Below are 17,679 nucleotides of genomic sequence, written 5' to 3' on the forward strand. Positions count from 1 at the left end.
TCGACTCTACGGCGTTCGTCAGGTGAACTTTTTTTCACTGACGTCCTGCGGGCCGAGTCTGCGCCGGAGGGCATCCGATGTCAATGGGTCCGAGGTCCATGGACGGGCACGGCGCGGCCGCCCACCGGGTCCTCGAGGGGCATCTCGGAACCGGCGGACGGCCGTGCGCGGCGGCCAGGCGGTCAGTGCCCGGGCCAGCCGTCCAGGTGGCGGTGGAGCGTGACCGTGGGCTGGGCCTTGGCCTTCGGCGCGTGGGCCACCGCGTCCCGCAGGACCGCGCTCACCTCGCCCGCCAGGCCGTCGACGCGTTGCTTCAGCTCGGCCGCCGGCAGCGTGGAGCGGGTCAGCGCGTCCAGCCGGCGGTGGATGTCGGCGAGCTTGTGCCCGGCGCCGGCGTCCAGGGTGAGCGGGGCCGGGGTGGAGACGACGAACTGGTAGGCGCCGGCGAGGGTCTGGCAGCCGGTGCACTCCTTGTTGGCCGCGTCGCTGAGGTTCACGGCGTTCAGGTGCGTGCGCTCACCGGCGATCGTGACGATCTGGAAGGACAGCGCGACGGACCGGCAGTGGTCGTCGGCCGAGCAGCCGGTGGAGACGGCGTTGGCCTGGTTGCGCACCCCGGCCGCGTTCACGGTGCCGAACTGGCGGATGGTGAAGGAGTCCTCGGCCCGCGTGTGGTGGGCCCGGTCGGCGTGGCTGAAGACGTGGTCGGACGCGAACGCCGCGTGCGCCGTGCCGGTCACGGCCTGCGCCGGTACGGCGGCGGCCGCGCCGGCGACTCCGGCGGCTCCGGCCGCGAACAGGCCCATGCGCAGGGCGTGCCGGGCGAAGGGATGGTTGCTGGAGCGTGCCTTGCGGTGGCTGCTCATGGGGTCTCCGTACAGGGTTCGGGCGGCCCGCGCGGGCCGGAGAAGTGTGGCTGATGCGGTGTCAGGAGGACACCGGTGCGGGCGAGGCGTCGCTCGGCGCCGGCGTGGGGCTCCCGGTCGTCGACGCGGGGACGCTCTCCGACGGGGTCGGGGAGGCCGGGGGCCCGGGGTCCTGGCTGGTGGGCGGGGTGGGATCCGCGGCGGCGCCGCCGGAGGACGGCTCCGGCCGATGGGAGCCGGATCCGGTCGGCGCGCCGGGCGCCGCCGGCCCCGACGCCGACGACGGTGGCGCCGAGAGGGACGCGCTCGCCGCGGCGCCGGGCGACGCTGCGGCCCCCGACGCGGAGGCCGAGGCTCCCGGCACCGCCGACGGCGACACGGAGGCGCCGCCGGTGCCGTACCCGCCGTGCCCGTCGTGGCCCGGGGTCGAGGCGTCCCTCGGCGAGGGCGCCTCGGTCGGCACCCCGGGCTGCAGGATCGGAGCGATCGGGGGCTTCTTCGGCAGCGGCTTCGGGGTCATGCCGCACACCCAGGCGTAGGAGAGCCCGGTCAGTCCGGCGAGGGCGAGTACGCACAGCGCGAGGCGCAGCCGGGGCCGTCCGGCGGTGGAGCGCTTCGCGGCCCGCAGCAGCCGGCCGCCGATCTTCACGGACAGATAGACGACACCGGCCATCGGGCACAGCAGCATCACGCTGCCGATCACCCCGACGAGCCCGGCGACGACCTGCCCGTGCGCGAACGCCGCGCCGGTGCCGAGGAGTTGCTCGGTCAGCGAGCGCACCATGGTGGTGAGGATCCGGGGCAGGTTCCACAGCGCGTAGCCCATCTCGCCGGCGATCAGCGGCACCATGGTCAGCACCCAGCCGGCCACGATGGTGCGCGCGGACCGCTTGAGCCCGGCGACCTCGGTGCGCGCCGCCCGGCCCTTGGCGCCGGGCACGAGCGAGAGCAGGATCGGCTTGATCTTGCCGTAGAGATCCGGCACCCCGGCGAGGTCGCCGAGGATGTAGTAGCCGTCCAGGCGGACGGCCGGCATCAGCTGTTCCAGGATCTCGAAGTGCCCGAGGTAGACGGCGGCCAGGAAGAACTGCGCCCCGGTCGCGAAGTAGGCCCCGGCCATGGCGAGCATGAAGACGACGTTGAAGTACACCCCGCCGAGGTCCGTGCGGAGCCGGCCCCCGCGCGAGATCCGGTAGACGTCGGTGACGTCGGTGTACATCGACGGCCAGATGAGGAACAGCCCGCAGCCGATGCAGCCGGGCCGGGCGCCGCCGTACCGGCAGGCGGAGGCGTGGCCGAACTCGTGGAAGACGAGCGAGGCCACGGTGAGCCCGAAGACGATGAGGATCAGCACCGGCTGGTCCAGGACCTCCAGCACCGGCTCGATCGCCCCGAAGAAGCCGAACAGCCACACGTCCATCGCGAGCGCCGCGAGCAGGACGGCGGCGACCACGGCCGGGCGGTGCAGCCAGGCCAGAGCCCGCGCGATCCGCCCGGTACGGCGCTCGTCGAAGATCACCCGGTGGCCCTTGAGGGCGAGCAGCAGGTCGGAGCGCGGGGCGTCGACCTCGTCGTCCTCCTGGCCCTCGGGCACCGTCACGCCGAGCGGCTGGAGCTTGTTCTCCAGCAGGTAGCGGATGTTCTCGGCGCTGACCTCGCGGCCGTAGCGGGCGCTGACCCGGTGGGCGATCGTCTCGGCGTCACGGATGCCGTCGACGGACGACGCCACCAGGTACAGCAGCCGCGACAGCTGCACGACCTGCCCGTCCCCCCGACGGGCTATGTACTTCGGCTCGGTGAAGCCCGAGCCCTGGTACTCGCCGTGCAGCCGCAGCCCCGCGCTGAGCCGCGGCGCCGGCCCGACCGGCGTGGCGACGGTCGGCAGGCTGCCGGTCGTCACCTGTTCGTACGTCACCGGCCAGCCGCCGGGCCCGGGCACCGGACCGGTGTCGTACAGGGCGTCGGCGCCGTTGTCGAGCACCGTCATCCGTGGTCTCCCCCCACGCTGTTCCCCCCAAGGCCGCGGGGCGGACGCCCCGCACACGTGCGATTCGCCCCGCGGCCGTTGTCGCGGCGGTGCCGTTACTGCTTGACGCTGATCGTCTGCTGGGCCGACGACTCGGCGTCCGACCACGAGGAGTGGTCGTTCAGGGCCGCGGACTCGTTGTGGGCGTCGATGTTCGCGACGTGCTTGGTGACGGTGACCGTCTTGCCGAAGCTGAACTTCAGCCGGCCCAGGGCCTCACGGCCCGGCAGCAGCTCCGCGGACTCGCCGTCCAGCTCGCGCATGTCCATGCTCATGGTGGTGGTTCCTTTCGTGGTGGGTCGGTCGGGGCGCGCGGGCTACTGGCTGACGCTGATGGTCTGGGCGGCGCCGGAGTCGGCCACCGAGCACGAGGAGTGGTCGTTCAGCGCGGCGGACTCGTTGTGGGCGCTGATGTTCGCGACGTGCTTGGTGACGGTGACCGTCTTGCCGAAGCTGAACTTCAGCCGGCCCAGGGCCTCACGGCCCGGCAGCAGCTCCGCGGACTCGGCGTCGAGCTCATGGGCGTTCAACATGGTCGATTCCCCCTCGGGAAACAGGCGGTTCCGGTCGGAGAGAGTCAGGTTCCCCCCGGGCTCTGTCCAACTTGGTCGGACGAGCTGTCCAACGAGATTGGACACTAGGGCCTCGCGGCACCGGCGCGCAACCCGTTCGGTGAATCACCCTTTCGGCGGCCCCGCTACCCGCCCGTAGAATCGGCGCGGACAGGGACGGTCAGGTCGAGCGGCGAGCAGGAAGTGGACTTCGGTGGCCAACGCACTGCAGCAGTTGATCCGTGAGCGTCTCGACCGCCAGGGCTGGTCCTACGGCGACGTGGCACGGCGCGGCGGCGTACCCCGCTCCACCGTGCACCACCTGGCCACCGCCGACCGGGTCGTCCGCATGCCCCAGGCCACCACCCTGGAAGGCCTGGCCAAGGGCCTCGAGCTGCCGCTGGACACCGTGCGCCGGGCCGCGGCCGAGGCCTGCGGCATCCACGTCTACGGCGGCCCGTCCGACGAGGACCCGGCCGCTACGGCCGCCCGCAGCACCGACCCCGAGGTCGAGCTGCTCATCGCCAGCGTGCAGCAGCTGTCGGCCGAGGACCGCCGGCATGTCACCGCCCTGGTCGAGTCCCTGCTCGGCCGCTCGGCGCGGCCCGCACCGGAGAAGTGACCGGAAGGTCCGCTTCGCGGCCGTGCCGGAAAAATCATGCAACTGCGCCCGAAGGGTGCCACATCCCCCGCTAGTCTCTCGTCTGCCCGAGGAGCGAGAGCCGTACGACCACCCGGGCTCTTTGGGGGGAACGTGTTGTTCGTGCATGGCGGGCCGGCCACCGCGGTGGTCCGGGGCCCCGCCGGGGAATCGGTCGTCCTGCTCTCCGGTGAGCTGCCCCAGGTGCTCACCGAGGACGCGGTGACCGAACTGCTGGACCTGGCCGCCGCGATCCTGGACGCGGACGAGCTGGCGCTGTTCCACACCTGCCTGCGCACCCTGCGCACGGACGGGCTGCGGGCGGGCCGGCGCATCGAGGTGGACGGCGCGGTGCTGACGGTCTACGAGGGGTGAGGCGCCGCACGATCGAGGCGAGACTCTTCGGGTGAAAAAACCGGCGCAAGGCCGCCTGACTGGCGGTTCGCTGGCGGTCGGGGGTGTCTGCAAACCATACGTTCGGATCCAGCGCTCACAGCGGCGGCGCTGTCGTGCACAGAGTTCGTTCGCACCTTCCGACAGACCGCAAAGCCGAGAGGAACAGTTATGCGTCTGACCCGCTGCGCTCTCGCTGCTGCAACGGTGACGGTCTCCGCCTCGGCCGTTGCCCTGTCCTTCTTCTACACGCACTTCACCGCCCCGAGTTCCGACGTCGAGCAGGTCCGCATGGTCAGCGCCATGGGCGCCGCGCGGAGCAAGGCCGAGTCGCCCGAGCCGTCCGCCATGGATCCGCTCCCGAAGGTATGGGAACCCCCCTGTTACAGCTACGGCGGCCCCTACTGCGGCTGGGTGAGGGAGTACCGGGGCGGCTGTGACTGGGAGTGGGGTCTGAGCTACGGAATCAAGGACCCCCGAGTGCTCTGCCCCCACGACCCCCGCCCGAGCCCGTCGGCCGCAGCCAGTTCCTCGGCCGGACCCAGCCCGTCGGAGTCGACGGCGCCCTCCGACGACGGCGATACCACCGGGGGCACCTCCGGCGACGGCGATACCAGTGGGGGCACCTCCGGCGACGGCGATACCACCGGAGGCACCTCCGGCAGCGGCGGTACGACGGCCAGACTCAGCCGCTTAGCCGGCCCGAAGCACAAGCGCCCGGCAGAGCCCCACCGCTCGGCCGCCCCCACTCCGACAGCCCCGCCCAGCGCCACGGCCACAGCCGCCCCTGTCGGCGACCTCCCACAGCAGCAGTCCTTCCCGACCGGTCCCGGCAGGATGCCTTCGGCGCCCAGCAGCACCGGCGGTGTGGACGCGCCGGCGGTGGTCGAACCGCAGGCGCCGCCAGGAGAAGAAGTCCCCGACACAGCGAGCCTTCTGCAGGCCGTGCGCACCGCTGCGGAGGGCTTCGTCTTCTTCCCCTACGTCGTCCCCTTCCCGGAGATCGGCCCTTCGCCCTTCGGCACAGCCGATGCGGCAGCACCTCTCGTCCCCTGACGCAATCTGGCTGCCGCCGGTGAAGAAGCTGAGAGGCATCGCCAGAGTAGTCACGCACGGTGCAGGAGCGAGTGCCCGGAGCCGGACTTGAACCGGCACGCCCGCGAAGGGGCAGCGAGGTTTAAGCTCGCCGTGTCTGCATTCCACCATCCGGGCAGGCCATGGGCTCCGCTTCGAGGTTCGAGCCTATCGGGACGCATCCCCCGAACAGCGGAAGGGCGGACCGATGTTGTCTTATTTTATTGACGTCTGAGGGTGCATCAGCCCGCGGAACGGGCCATCCGCACTTGCCAACAGCCTGACGTGACGGGGGTTCGCGCGTACGGGGAATGACGGAATTTCACCGTCCGAACGAGGGTGTTCCACCCGTTCCCGACGCCGTTCGACCAGGGTTCGACGGCGGTCCCCGCGGCCGTTCCCGGGCGGTCCCGGCGGTGCCGCCTCTCAGGGTCCTCCGTCCTCCCCAGGTATGACACGGCGCCCTCCCGTCCGACCCGAGTCGCCCCCCGGAACCGGAACAGCGACTGACTCCACGCGCCCGTGGCGCCGGGACGATGGAGCGGTCCCCATGGAACAGACGTCGTCCCGACAGGAGCACCTTCCCGTGACCACCACACCCACCGCAGGCCGGACCACCGCAGTGGCCGCACGCGCCACGGAGCTGTCGAAGATCTACGGGCAGGGTGAGACCCGGGTGGTCGCCCTGGACCGGGTCTCCGTCGACTTCCGGCAGGCCGAGTTCACCGCGATCATGGGCCCGTCCGGCTCCGGCAAGTCCACGCTGATGCACTGCGTGGCCGGCCTCGACACCTTCTCCTCCGGATCCGTGCGGATCGGCGACACCGAGCTGGGCTCGCTGAAGGACAGGCAGCTCACCAAGCTCCGCCGCGACAAGATCGGCTTCATATTCCAGGCGTTCAACCTGCTGCCGACGCTGACCGCCCTGGAGAACATCACCCTGCCGATGGACATCGCCGGGCGGAAACCGGACAAGGCCTGGCTCGACCGGGTCATCTCGATGGTCGGCCTGTCGGACCGGCTCGGACACCGGCCCTCGCAGCTCTCCGGCGGCCAGCAGCAGCGCGTGGCCGTCGCCCGCGCCCTCGCCTCCCGGCCCGAGATCATCTTCGGCGACGAGCCGACCGGAAACCTCGACTCGCGCTCCGGCGCCGAGGTCCTCGGCTTCCTGCGCAACTCCGTGCGCGAACTGGGCCAGACCGTCGTCATGGTGACCCACGACCCGGTGGCCGCCGCCTACGCGGACCGCGTGATCTTCCTCGCCGACGGCCGGATCGTCGACGAGATGTACGCCCCCACGGCCGAGACCGTTCTCGACACGATGAAGCAGTTCGACGCGAAGGGCCGTACCTCCTGATGTTCCGCACCGCCCTGCGCAACGTCCTCGCGCACAAGGCCCGGCTGCTGATGACCGTCCTCGCCGTCATGCTCGGCGTGGCCTTCGTCTCCGGGACGCTCGTCTTCACCAACACCATCTCCGACGCCTACCAGAAGAGTTCCGCCAAGGGCTTCGACCAGGTCGACGTCGCCGTACGGCCCAAGTACCAGGAGTCCGCGGGCGACAGCGTCGGCAAGCTGTCCGACCTGACGCAGGCCACGCTGGACAAGGCCGCCAAGGTCCCCGGCGCCGCCTCCGCGACCGGTGTCGTCAGCGGCTTCACCGCCGTGGCCGACCGGCACGGCAAGCTCGTCGGCGGCGACTGGCAGTCCAACGGCGGCAACTACTGGGGCACCAAGGACGCCCGCTATCCGCTGGTCAGCGGCCACGCCCCGCACGGCAGCGGCGAGGTGCTGCTCGACTCCAAGACCGCGAAGCGGGCCGGTTACCGGGTCGGCGACACCGTGCGCCTGTCCGTGAACGGCCCGGTCCTCACCCCGAGGCTCGCCGGGGTCTTCACCACCGACGACGGCAACGTCTCCGCCGGCGGCAGCCTCGCCCTGTTCGACACGCCCACCGCGCAGGCGCTGTTCGGCAAGAAGGGAGGCTACGACGAGATCGACGTCAAGGCCGCGCCCGGCACCGGCCAGTCCGCGCTGAAGGCCGCGCTCGACAAGGCGCTGCCCGCACATCTGGTGAAGACCACCACCGGCAAGCAGCTCGCCGACGACCAGGCGAAGCAGATCGCCGACTCGATGAGCAGCCTGAGGCAGGCACTGCTGGTGTTCGCGGGCATCGCGCTGTTCGTCGGCACGTTCATCATCGCCAACACCTTCACCATGCTGGTCGCCCAGCGCACCCGGGAACTGGCCCTGCTGCGCGCGGTCGGCGCCTCCCGCCGCCAGGTCACCCGCTCGGTGCTCCTCGAGGCGTTCGCCGTCGGCACGGTCGCCGGTGTGGCCGGGCTCGCCGCCGGCATCGGCATCGGCGCGGGGCTGCGCTCGCTGCTGGGCTCCTTCGGCGCGAGCGTGCCCGACGGGCCGCTGGTGATCAGCCCCGGCACGGTGGCGGCCGCGCTCGCGGTCGGCGTCCTCATCACCATGCTGGCCGCCTGGCTGCCCGGCCGGCGCGCCGCGAAGATCCCGCCGGTGGCGGCGATGAGCAGCGTCCACGCCAAGGCCACCACCAAGTCGCTGGTACTGCGCAACACTCTGGGCGCGCTGTTCGCGGGGGCCGGTGTCGCGGTGGTCCTCGCGGCCACGACGATGGACGCCGACTCCGCCCAGGGCCCGATGGGTCTCGGCGCGGTCCTGCTGATCATCGGCGTGTTCATCCTGACCCCGCTGCTGTCCCGCCCGCTGATCGCGGCCGCCGCCCCGGTGCTGCGCGCCTTCGGGGTGTCGGGCAAGCTGGCCCGGCAGAACTCGGTGCGCAACCCGCGCCGTACCGCGGCCACCGCCTCCGCGCTGATGATCGGCCTGACCCTGATCACCGGCATGACGGTGATGGCGGGCAGCCTGCAGACCGCGATCGACAAGATGGCCTCCTCGGCGATCCGCGCGGACTACGTGGTCTCGATGGCGAACCGCTCCCCGCTCTCCCCGGACGTCGCGCAGAAGCTCGCCACCGCCAAGGGCGTCACCGCCAGCAGCCCGCTGCGCAACGCCGAGTCCCGCATCGACGGCAAGACCGAGTTCCTGACCGGGGTCGACGGCTCGTCCATCGGGAAGCTGACGGACCTGAAGGTGGACCAGGGCGCGTTCACGGTGAGCGGCACGCGGGTCGTCGTGGACAAGGACCGGGCCGAGGAGTACGGCTGGACGCCCGGCTCGCACTTCACCGCGCACTTCGAGGACGGCAAGGCGCGCACCCTGACCGTCGCCGGTGTCTACGAGGGCAACGACCTGATCAACGGGATCATGCTCGACGACACGGTCCTCACCCCGCACCTGAAGGACCCGGCCGACATGCAGGTCATGGTCAGGACGGCGGGCGGCGCCTCCGGCGCGACCAAGGACCGGCTGGCCGAGATGCTCGGCAAGAACCCGGCGATCAAGATCCAGGACAAGCAGGACATCTCCAACAGCATCGCGCAGATGTTCACGACGATGCTGAACATGCTCTACGGCCTGCTCGGCATGGCGGTGATCGTCGCGGTCCTCGGCGTCGTCAACACCCTGGCCATGTCGGTGTTCGAACGCGCCCAGGAGATCGGCATGCTCCGCGCGATCGGCCTGGACCGCAAGGCGGTCAAGCGGATGGTGCGCCTGGAGTCCCTGGTGATCTCCCTGTTCGGCGGGGTGCTCGGCATCGGGCTCGGCGTGTTCTTCGGCTGGGCGGCCGGTCAGCTGCTGGGCACGAAGATGCCGACGTACGAACTGGTCCTGCCCTGGGGCCGGATGGCGGTCTTCCTGCTGCTGGCGGGCACGGTCGGCGTCCTGGCCGCCCTGTGGCCGGCCCGGCGCGCGGCCCGGCTGAACATGCTGGCGGCGATCAAGGCCGAGTAGCGGCCGGTACGGAGGCGAAGGGGGGCCCGTGGAAACGGGCCCCCCTTCTGCCGTACCCGGGTCAGGTGTTCCAGGTCCGGGTGCGCAGCGGCAGCCCGGAGGCGCCGGACTCCGGGGTGCGAACGGCCAGGACCTGGTTGACGCCGATCCGGTTGTGTTCGAAGGCGAGCGCGGAGGCGGCCATGTACAGCCGCCAGACCCGGGCCCGGCCGGGGCTGGTGAGGCGGACCGCGCGGTCCCAGTCCCGCTCCAGGTTGGTCACCCAGCGGCGCAGGGTGCGGTTGTAGTGCTCGCGCAGCGACTCCACGTCCCGCACCTCGAACCCGGCGGACTCCAGCTGGGTCACGGTGGTGCCGATCGGGGCGAGTTCGCCGTCGGGGAAGACGTAGGCGTCGATGAACTGGTCGACCTCGTACGCCGATTCGTCGCGCTGCGGGCGGCGGCCGATCTGGTGGTTGAGCAGCCGACCGCCGGGCTTGAGCAGGCGGTACAGCTGCCTGGCGTACTCCAGATAGCGCTCGGCGCCGACGTGTTCGGCCATGCCGATGGAGGAGATGGCGTCGAACGGCCCGTCGGTGACGTCCCGGTAGTCCTGGACCCTGATCTCCACCCGGTCGGTCAACCCCTCGTCGGCGACGCGCTTGCGGGCGTACGCCGCCTGCTCCTGCGACAGCGTGACCCCGACGACGCTCACGCCGTGCTCACGGGCCGCGTGGATCGCCATCGAGCCCCAGCCGCAGCCGACGTCCAGCAGCCGCTGGCCCTCTCTCAGGCCGAGCTTGGCGCAGACGAGTTCGAGCTTGTCCCGCTGGGCGGTCTCCAGGGTGCCACCATCCTCCCAGTACGCGCAGGAGTACACCATGGACGGCCCGAGGACGATCTCGTAGAAGTCGTTGCCGACGTCGTAGTGGTGGCTGATGGCCCGCCGGTCGGTGCGCCGCGTGTGCAGACGCCGGCGCGGTCTGCGGACCTCCTCGCGCGGCGGCGCGGGCGGAATCGGCGGCCCGGCCAGCTTCAGCAGATCCCGTGCGGCGGCCCGTACGGCGGGGTCGCGCAGGGCCTCCCCGAGACCCCGGGCGTCCTCGCCGCGCTCCCAGACCAGCCCCGCCAGCGCGTCCAGCGTGGCGTACAGGTCGCCCTCGATCTCCAGGTCCCCGGAGACCCAGGCGCGGACGAGGCCCAGCTCGCCCGGTTTGAACAGGATGCGGCGCAGGGCCCGGCGGTTGCGCACGACCAGCGCCGGCGCGTCCGGCGGCCCGGCCAGCGAGCCGTCCCAGGCCCGGATCCGCACCGGGAGCGGGGCTCCCAGCATCTGCTCGGCAAGACTCCTCAGCCGCGACGCGGCGTCGGCCATGGCGCACACCTCCAAGACGACGATCCCGGATGCCGGTAACCACGTAAACACCGTCCGCTGTCTCGCGCAGTCCCGCAAAGGAGTTACAACTGGGCAAAAAAAGTTGTAGTCGCCATACAGATGGACCGGTGCCGGACACGCCGAAGGGGCCGCCCGCACCACGGATGGCAGGCGGCCCCTTCGGGGTGTTTCAGGTGACCGGGGTCAGGAGGCCTTGGCCTTCTCCTCGGTCTTCGCGGCGGCGACCGGCGCCGGCTTCGCGGCCTCGTAGAACTCCTCGCGCGGGTTCTCCATGGCGCCCAGGGAGACGACCTCGCGCTTGAGGAACATGCCGAGCGTCCAGTCGGCGAAGACGCGGATCTTGCGGTTCCAGGTCGGCATCGCCAGACCGTGGTAGCCACGGTGCATGTACCAGGCGAGGCGGCCCTTGAGCTTGATCTTCATCTTGCCCATGACGATCATGGCCACGCCCTTGTGCAGGCCGAGACCGGCGACCGCACCCTTGTTGGCGTGCTCGTAGTCCTTCTGCGGGAAGCCCCGCATGCCGGAGACCACGTTGTCGCCGAGCACCCTGGCCTGGCGCAGCGCGTGCTGGGCGTTCGGCGGGCACCAGGCGTTCTCGTTGCCCGCCTTGCGGCCGACGAGGTCCGGGACCTGTGCGTTGTCGCCGGCGGCCCAGATGTAGTCCGTGCCCTTGACCTGGAGCGTGGGCTCGCAGTCGACGTGGCCGCGCGGGCCGAGCGGCAGACCGAAGCGGGCGAGCGCCGGGTTCGGCTTGACGCCGGCGGTCCACACGATGGTGTCGGCGTCGACCTCGAGGCCGTTCTTCAGCACCACGTGGCCGTCGACGCAGGACTCCATGGAGGTGGAGAGGTAGATCTCCACGCCCCGGCTCTCCAGGTGCTCCTTGCCGTACTGGCCGAGCTTGGGACCCACCTCGGGGAGGATCTTGTCGGCGGCGTCGACGAGGATGAAGCGCATGTCCTCGCGGGACACGTTCTTGTAGTACTTGGCCGCGTCCCGGGCCATGTCCTCGACCTCGCCGATGGTCTCCGCGCCCGCGAAGCCGCCGCCGATGAAGACGAAGGTGAGCGCCTTGCGGCGGATCTCCTCGTCGTTGGTGGAGTCGGCCTTGTCCAGCTGCTCCAGCACGTGGTTGCGCAGGCCGATGGACTCCTCGATGCCCTTCATGCCGATGCCCTGCTCGGCGAGGCCGGGGATCGGGAAGGTGCGGGAGACCGCGCCCATCGCGATGACGAGGTAGTCGAAGGGCAGCTCGTACGCCTCGCCCACCAGCGGGGCGATCGTGGCGACCTTGCGGTCCTGGTCGATGGTGGTGACCCGACCGGTGAGGACCTCCGCCTTCGGCAGCACGCGCCGCAGCGGGACGACGACGTGCCGGGGGGAGATGTTGCCGGCGGCGGCTTCGGGGAGGAAGGGCTGGTAGGTCATGTACGACCGGGGGTCGACGACCGTGACGGTCGCCTCGCCGTAGCGCATCTTCTTGAGAATGCGCCGAGCTGCGTACAGGCCTACGTACCCACCGCCTACTACGAGGATCCTGGGACGCTCCGTGGTGCTCATGCCATCGAGTATCCACCCGCTCCGAGGGGGGTGCTCGTGCGCCCCTTCACAAGGTATGACAGGCCCTGTGCTACACTCCGCGGCCCGCGTGACGCGGATCATGATCGGCCAAGGGAACCGCATCCCCCTTTGGGCCGTTGTCAATGCCGCGTGAGCTGCCTCTCCGGGTCGGCCGGGCGGTGGTGAGGGTCCCGAGACCCGCCCGGAACAACTCTTTCCGCAGCGCCTCCGCGCCCGTCATCTGAACATGTTCAAACGGCCTTTGGCCCCCCGGAAGGGCCAACCGGACCCCGTTCGCGGCACGACCCGACCGAATTCCTTGTGAAGAACTTCACGAACTTTCCCGGGTGATCGCACCGGAGGGGCCCCGCAGAGCCCCTCCATGCCGCTCAAACGTTATCCGGCCTGCTCAGCAGACCGCTACCCATCAGTAACAAAAGAGAGCTACGCCACCGACCACGCGATGCCGTCGAGGATGTCGTGCTCGCTCACCACGACCTCCTCGGCACCGGTCCGCTCCATGATCGCGAGCAGCACCAGGGCGCCCGCGCCGATGACGTCGACCCGGCCCGGGTGCATGGACGGGACCGCCGCCCGCTCGGCGTGGGTGGAGCGCAGCAGCCACTCGGTGATCTCGCGGACGCGGTCGCGGGAGATCCGGGAGTGGTGGATGCGCGCGGAGTCGTACTCGGGCAGGTCCTGGGCGATGGCGGAGACGGTGGTCACGGACCCGGCGAGCCCCACCAGGGTGCGCGCCTCGCGCAGCGGGACCGTCTCCTCGGCGAGGTCCAGGGCCGCCTCGATGTCGGCCCGCATCGCGGCGATCTGCTCCGCGGTCGGCGGGTCGGAGACCTTGCCGCCCCGCACCAGGTGACGTTCCGTCATCCGCACGCAGCCGACGTCCACCGAGCGCGCGGCGCGCACCCGGTCGTCGCCGACGACGAACTCGGTGGAGCCGCCGCCGATGTCCACCACCAGGTACGGCCTGGCGAGGTCCGCGCGCCCCTTGAGTTCCTTGGTGGCCCCGGTGAAGGAGAACTCGGCCTCCCGGTCGCCGCTGATCACCTCGGGCTCGACCCCGAGGATGTCCAGCACCCCGCGCACGAACTCGTCCCGGTTCTCGGCGTCGCGGGAGGCGGAGGTGGCGACGAACCGCACCTGGGCGGCGCCGAGTTCACGGATCACCCCGGCGTACTCCCGGCACGCGGCGAAGGTCCGCTCCAGCGCCTCGGGCGCCAGCCGGCCGGTGCGGTCCACGTCCTGGCCGAGCCGCACGATGGTCATGCGCCGGTCCAGCTCCAGCAGTTCGCCGGTGGCCGGGTTGACGTCGGCGACCAGCAGCCGGATGGAGTTCGTGCCGCAGTCGACGGCGGCGACCCGGGAGAAGCCCTCCGGGACCGGCGGCCGGACCGCGAAGGAACCGCCGCGCGCCTCGGCCGGGTCGCGGACGGCGCCCTCCTCGCCGGGGTGCTCGTCCGCGGGGTCCGGCGCGGCCAGCGGCTGCACGCACGGCCCCTTGCGCCACCACTCCGGCAGCATCGCGAGCGCCTCGTCGCCGAGCGGGTTCACCCCCGGTCCCGCGGCCAGCGAGTGGGCGACCAGGACGTGCAGGCACTTCACGCGGTCGGGCATGCCGCCGGCGCTGGGGAAGCCCTCCAGGACCTCGATGGCGTCCCGGCGCGCGATGTAGTCCTCGTGCGCGGCCCGGTAGGCCGCGGCCAGCTCGGTGTCGCTCTGGAGGCGTTCCGTCATCTCCTTCATGACGCCGTTCGCCTCCAGCGTCCCGATCGCCGAGGCGGCGCGCGGGCACGTCAGGTAGTACGTCGTCGGGAAGGGCGTGCCGTCGGGCAGCCGCGGCGCGGTCTCCACGACGTCCGGCCGGCCGCACGGACAGCGGTGCGCGATGGCCCGCAGGCCCCGCGGCGGGCGGCCGAGCTGCTGCTTGAAGGCCTCGACGTCCGCGTCGGTGGGTTCGGTGCGCGGGGTGGGCGGCGGGGGCGTTTCCATGACTGCTGTTTGAAAGGCTTTCTGTGGGTTCACTGGTCGGAGGCGTCGGACTTGTCGACTCCGTCCCAGACGTTCGCGTACCAGGGGCGCCGGGCTCCCCTGAGGTCGGCGCGGGACTGCTTGGCCAGACCCGGGTCGACCACGGTGTACCCGGTCTCGCCGGGCATCACATAGTGCAGCCGGAGCCGGATCTGCTGCTCGGCGTAGGCGTCGTCCTGCCAGCGCGCCTTGAGGTCGCGCAGCTGCTCCACCCGCTTGCGGGCCTGCTGCTGCTGGCGCTGCAGGTCGGTGATCTGCGCGCGCTGGGAGACGTACTGCCGCATCGGGTAGGCGAGCGCGACGACCAGCGAGCACAGCACCAGCGCGAGCAGCGCCGCGCGGCCGGTGAGCCGGGAGCGGCGGGCCTGCCGTCTGCTCTGCGAGCGGTAGACCCGGGCCGCCGTCTGCTCGCCGAGCAGCCGCAGCCTGGTCGCGGTGGAGAAACGGTCCCGGTCCTTGACGGCCATCTGGCTCCTCCGCTCCCCTTCGCCGGTGTGGCTGCACACGTGCGTACGTCCCCGGACACGGTACGGGACCGAGTGCGGGGACGTACGTACGACTGGCTAAGCCTTACTCCGCGTTGGCTCAGCCCTTGAACCGCGGGAAGGCGCTGCGGCCGGCGTACACCGCGGCGTCGTCGAGGATCTCCTCGATGCGCAGCAGCTGGTTGTACTTGGCGACGCGCTCGGAGCGGGCCGGGGCGCCGGTCTTGATCTGGCCGCAGTTGGTGGCGACGGCGAGGTCGGCGATGGTGACGTCCTCGGTCTCGCCGGAGCGGTGGGACATCATGCACTTGTAGCCGTTGCGCTGGGCCAGCTCGACGGCGTCCAGGGTCTCGGTCAGCGAGCCGATCTGGTTCACCTTGACCAGCAGGGCGTTGGCGGCGCCGTCCTCGATGCCGCGGGCGAGGCGCTCGGGGTTGGTGACGAACAGGTCGTCGCCGACGAGCTGGACCTTGTCGCCGAGCTTGTCGGTGATGGTCTTCCAGCCCTCCCAGTCGTCCTCGAACAGCGGGTCCTCGATGGAGACCAGCGGGTAGGCCTCGACCAGCTCGGCGTAGTACTCGGTCATCTCGGCGGCCGAGCGGTTCTTGCCCTCGAAGACGTAGGTGCCGTCCTTGTAGAACTCGGACGCGGCCACGTCCAGGGCGAGCGCGATCTGCTCGCCGGGGGTGTAGCCGGCCTCCTTGATCGCCTCGAGGATGAGGTCGAGGGCCTCGCGGTTGGAGCCGAGGTTCGGGGCGAAGCCGCCCTCGTCGCCGAGGCCGGTGGCCAGGCCCTTGTTCTTCAGGACCTTCTTCAGCGTGTGGTAGACCTCGGCGCCCCAGCGCAGGGCCTCGGAGAAGGACTCCGCGCCGATGGGGGCGATCATGAACTCCTGGATGTCCACGTTGGAGTCCGCGTGCGAGCCGCCGTTGAGGATGTTCATCATCGGCACCGGCAGCAGGTGCGCGTTGGGGCCGCCCAGGTAGCGGAAGAGGGGGAGGTCGGACGCCTCGGAGGCGGCGTGGGCGACGGCGAGGGAGACGCCGAGGATGGCGTTGGCGCCGAGGGAGCCCTTGTTGTCGGTGGCGTCCAGGTCGAACATGGCCTGGTCGATCAGGCGCTGCTCGGTGGCGTCGTAGCCGACCAGCTCCGGGCCGATCTGCTCGATGACGGCGAGGACGGCCTTCTCGACGCCCTTGCCCTGGTAGCGGTTGGGGTCACCGTCGCGCAGCTCGATGGCCTCGAAGGCGCCCGTCGAGGCGCCGGACGGGACGGCGGCACGACCCGTGCTGCCGTCGTCGAGGCCGACCTCGACCTCGACCGTGGGGTTGCCTCGGGAGTCCAGGATTTCCCGGGCTACGACGACGTCGATGGACGGCACGAGCATCTCCTTCTTGGGATGTGACGCTGGAAGTGCGGGGCGTGTGCCTTGCGGCCGCGCCGTGCGACTAGAGCCTAACCGTCCCCGGGGCGCCGGCCACCGACCGACCGTCCCGTGGACGGGAGGGACACGCAGACGGTACCTATTGTTCACCGCCGGAACAAAGGGGGGTGCGGGAAAACAGCAGGAGACGGCCGGGCAAAGAAAAGCCCCGCCCCGGCGCGTACGGGGGAACACGCGCCGGGGCGGGGAGCCCGTGGGGACGGGGGGTGGCCCTCACGAGGCCTCCAGTGTCAGGGCGGCGGCTGTGAGGGCGCTGTGGGCCGGCTCGGAGCCGGGTGTCACCCGCCGGCTGTCACTTCAGGTGCAGCTGCTGGCCCGGGTAGATGAGGTCGGCGTTCTTGACGATGTCCTTGTTCAGCTGGAACAGCTTGTGCCAGCCGCCCTGCACGCCGTGCTTCTCGGCGATGGAGCTGAGGGTGTCGCCCTTGACCACCTTGTACTCGCCGTCGCCCTTCTTGACCTTCGTGCCGGTCGGGGTGGTGACGGTCTTGCTCGCCGACGGGGCCGTGCGCGTGGTGGAGCGGGTCGCGGCCTGGCCGGTGGAGCGGCCGGCGGTGCTGGCCGCCGACGACTTCGTGGAGGCGGCGGGAGCGGAGCCGTTGTACGGCGTGCTCGTCAGGCCGGTGCCGCAGACCGGCCAGGCGCCCTTGCCCTGGCCCGCGAGGACCTTCTCGGCGACGGCTATCTGCTGCGCCTTGGTGGCGAGGTCGGCGCGCGAGGCGTAGGCGGTGCCGCCGTACGCGGCCCAGGTGGAGTTGGTGAACTGCAGGCCGCCGTAGAAGCCGTTGCCCGTGTTGATGGACCAGTTGCCGCCGGACTCGCAGCGGGCGACGGCGTCCCACTGGGAGGCGGTGGCGGCGGAGGCGTTGCCCGCGGCCATCAGCGGGGCGGCGACGGCGGCGCCGGTGACACCGGCGAGCGCGACGGCACGGACGGCCTTGGACGGGCGGCGGTGCTTGCCCTTGGCGGAAAACAGCATGGATCGATCCCCTCACCGACGCCTGCGAGGTGAGCTGTCGGGTTCGGGCCGGTTGAGTTGCCCGGCCGCACTCCCGCTTGCGCGAGGTGCGGCTTCACCCCTAGCCGGTCCAGCAGCAACTGCTGGGTCCGGCACCTACCTTGGGTCCCCCGCTCCTGCCTACGGCGCTTGACGCGACGACTGTTCCCGGGCAACCGCTGGCAGGATTCGGCGTTGCGACTGCCGGGGCTCGTGGTGACGAGCGGTCCCGACCGTAGACACGGCATCGGCCGAATTTCAAAGACGATCAGGGCTTCTGAGACTCATCCCACACTTTCGCCAAACCGGACATTGCGTGATCAAGTGGGGCGTC

General features: G+C 71.1%; 15 protein-coding genes, 1 tRNA gene, 1 pseudogene and 1 riboswitch. Of the genes and pseudogenes, 5 read left to right on the forward strand and 12 right to left on the reverse strand.

The annotated features are described in order from the left end of the window. Positions 1–182 precede the first annotated feature (182 nt). From AB0950_RS30520 to AB0950_RS30535, 4 genes are all read right to left on the reverse strand, one after another. Positions 183–866 (reverse strand): hypothetical protein, encoded by a 684-nt coding sequence (locus AB0950_RS30520; protein WP_366779865.1) that lies wholly within the window; start codon positions 864–866, stop codon positions 183–185. A gap of 61 nt (positions 867–927) precedes the next feature. Beyond that, positions 928–2,853, reverse strand: coding sequence for a hypothetical protein (locus AB0950_RS30525; protein WP_366779866.1), 1,926 nt, complete (start codon positions 2,851–2,853; stop codon positions 928–930). 95 nt (positions 2,854–2,948) lie between these two features. Then, entirely contained in the window at positions 2,949–3,167 is a 219-nt protein-coding gene (locus AB0950_RS30530; protein ID WP_360157886.1) for a hypothetical protein, read from the reverse strand. A gap of 42 nt (positions 3,168–3,209) precedes the next feature. After that, positions 3,210–3,425: a hypothetical protein gene (locus AB0950_RS30535; RefSeq protein ID WP_360157889.1), complete on the reverse strand. Its 216-nt coding sequence runs from the start codon at positions 3,423–3,425 to the stop codon at positions 3,210–3,212. 232 nt (positions 3,426–3,657) lie between these two features. Between AB0950_RS30535 and AB0950_RS30540 the strand changes: the two genes are divergently transcribed. The 3 genes from AB0950_RS30540 (at position 3,658) to AB0950_RS30550 (ending at position 5,532) form a co-directional block, all read left to right on the forward strand. Beyond that, entirely contained in the window at positions 3,658–4,065 is a 408-nt protein-coding gene (locus tag AB0950_RS30540) for a helix-turn-helix transcriptional regulator (RefSeq protein WP_360157892.1), read from the forward strand. Positions 4,066–4,206: 141 nt separating this feature from the next. After that, positions 4,207–4,458, forward strand: coding sequence for a hypothetical protein (locus AB0950_RS30545; protein WP_360157895.1), 252 nt, complete (start codon positions 4,207–4,209; stop codon positions 4,456–4,458). Between the two features lie 189 nt (positions 4,459–4,647). Further along, positions 4,648–5,532, forward strand: a complete 885-nt coding sequence (locus AB0950_RS30550; protein WP_366779867.1) for a hypothetical protein — start codon at positions 4,648–4,650, stop codon at positions 5,530–5,532. A gap of 72 nt (positions 5,533–5,604) precedes the next feature. Here AB0950_RS30550 and AB0950_RS30555 read toward each other — a convergent pair. After that, positions 5,605–5,688 (reverse strand) — tRNA-Leu (locus tag AB0950_RS30555). A 448-nt stretch (positions 5,689–6,136) separates the two neighbouring features. Here AB0950_RS30555 and AB0950_RS30560 point away from each other — a divergent pair. Both AB0950_RS30560 and AB0950_RS30565 read left to right on the forward strand, forming a co-directional pair. Then, the gene (locus AB0950_RS30560; protein ID WP_360574711.1) at positions 6,137–6,907 is read left to right on the forward strand and encodes an ABC transporter ATP-binding protein; all 771 of its coding nucleotides are present in this window, start codon (positions 6,137–6,139) and stop codon (positions 6,905–6,907) included. Next, a complete protein-coding gene (locus AB0950_RS30565) occupies positions 6,907–9,435 on the forward strand; it encodes an ABC transporter permease (protein ID WP_360157904.1) in 2,529 nt (842 codons plus the stop codon). Before AB0950_RS30560 ends, AB0950_RS30565 begins: the two co-directional genes overlap by 1 nt. A gap of 61 nt (positions 9,436–9,496) precedes the next feature. Here AB0950_RS30565 and AB0950_RS30570 read toward each other — a convergent pair whose 3' ends face one another. From AB0950_RS30570 to AB0950_RS30600, 7 genes and pseudogenes are all read right to left on the reverse strand, one after another. Next, the gene (locus tag AB0950_RS30570) at positions 9,497–10,789 is read right to left on the reverse strand and encodes a cyclopropane-fatty-acyl-phospholipid synthase family protein (RefSeq protein ID WP_360574713.1); all 1,293 of its coding nucleotides are present in this window, start codon (positions 10,787–10,789) and stop codon (positions 9,497–9,499) included. A 204-nt stretch (positions 10,790–10,993) separates the two neighbouring features. Continuing rightward, positions 10,994–12,373, reverse strand: a complete 1,380-nt coding sequence (locus tag AB0950_RS30575) for an NAD(P)/FAD-dependent oxidoreductase (protein WP_360574714.1) — start codon at positions 12,371–12,373, stop codon at positions 10,994–10,996. A gap of 444 nt (positions 12,374–12,817) precedes the next feature. Continuing rightward, positions 12,818–13,720, reverse strand: coding sequence for a Ppx/GppA phosphatase family protein (locus tag AB0950_RS30580; protein WP_366779909.1), 903 nt, complete (start codon positions 13,718–13,720; stop codon positions 12,818–12,820). A 207-nt stretch (positions 13,721–13,927) separates the two neighbouring features. Further along, positions 13,928–14,380 (reverse strand): annotated as a pseudogene (locus AB0950_RS30585) (DUF501 domain-containing protein); the annotation flags it as partial. Between the two features lie 29 nt (positions 14,381–14,409). After that, a complete protein-coding gene (locus tag AB0950_RS30590) occupies positions 14,410–14,886 on the reverse strand; it encodes a septum formation initiator family protein (protein ID WP_366779868.1) in 477 nt (158 codons plus the stop codon). A gap of 118 nt (positions 14,887–15,004) precedes the next feature. After that, a complete protein-coding gene (eno, locus tag AB0950_RS30595; RefSeq protein ID WP_360157916.1) occupies positions 15,005–16,285 on the reverse strand; it encodes a phosphopyruvate hydratase in 1,281 nt (426 codons plus the stop codon). 355 nt (positions 16,286–16,640) lie between these two features. Then, positions 16,641–17,327 (reverse strand): transglycosylase family protein, encoded by a 687-nt coding sequence (locus AB0950_RS30600; protein ID WP_360574715.1) that lies wholly within the window; start codon positions 17,325–17,327, stop codon positions 16,641–16,643. 4 nt (positions 17,328–17,331) lie between these two features. Further along, positions 17,332–17,504: riboswitch (cyclic di-AMP (ydaO/yuaA leader) on the reverse strand. Positions 17,505–17,679 lie beyond the last annotated feature (175 nt).

Origin of the sequence: Streptomyces sp. NPDC007189 (genome assembly GCF_040703635.1) — a bacterium.
Lineage (GTDB): Bacteria > Actinomycetota > Actinomycetes > Streptomycetales > Streptomycetaceae > Streptomyces.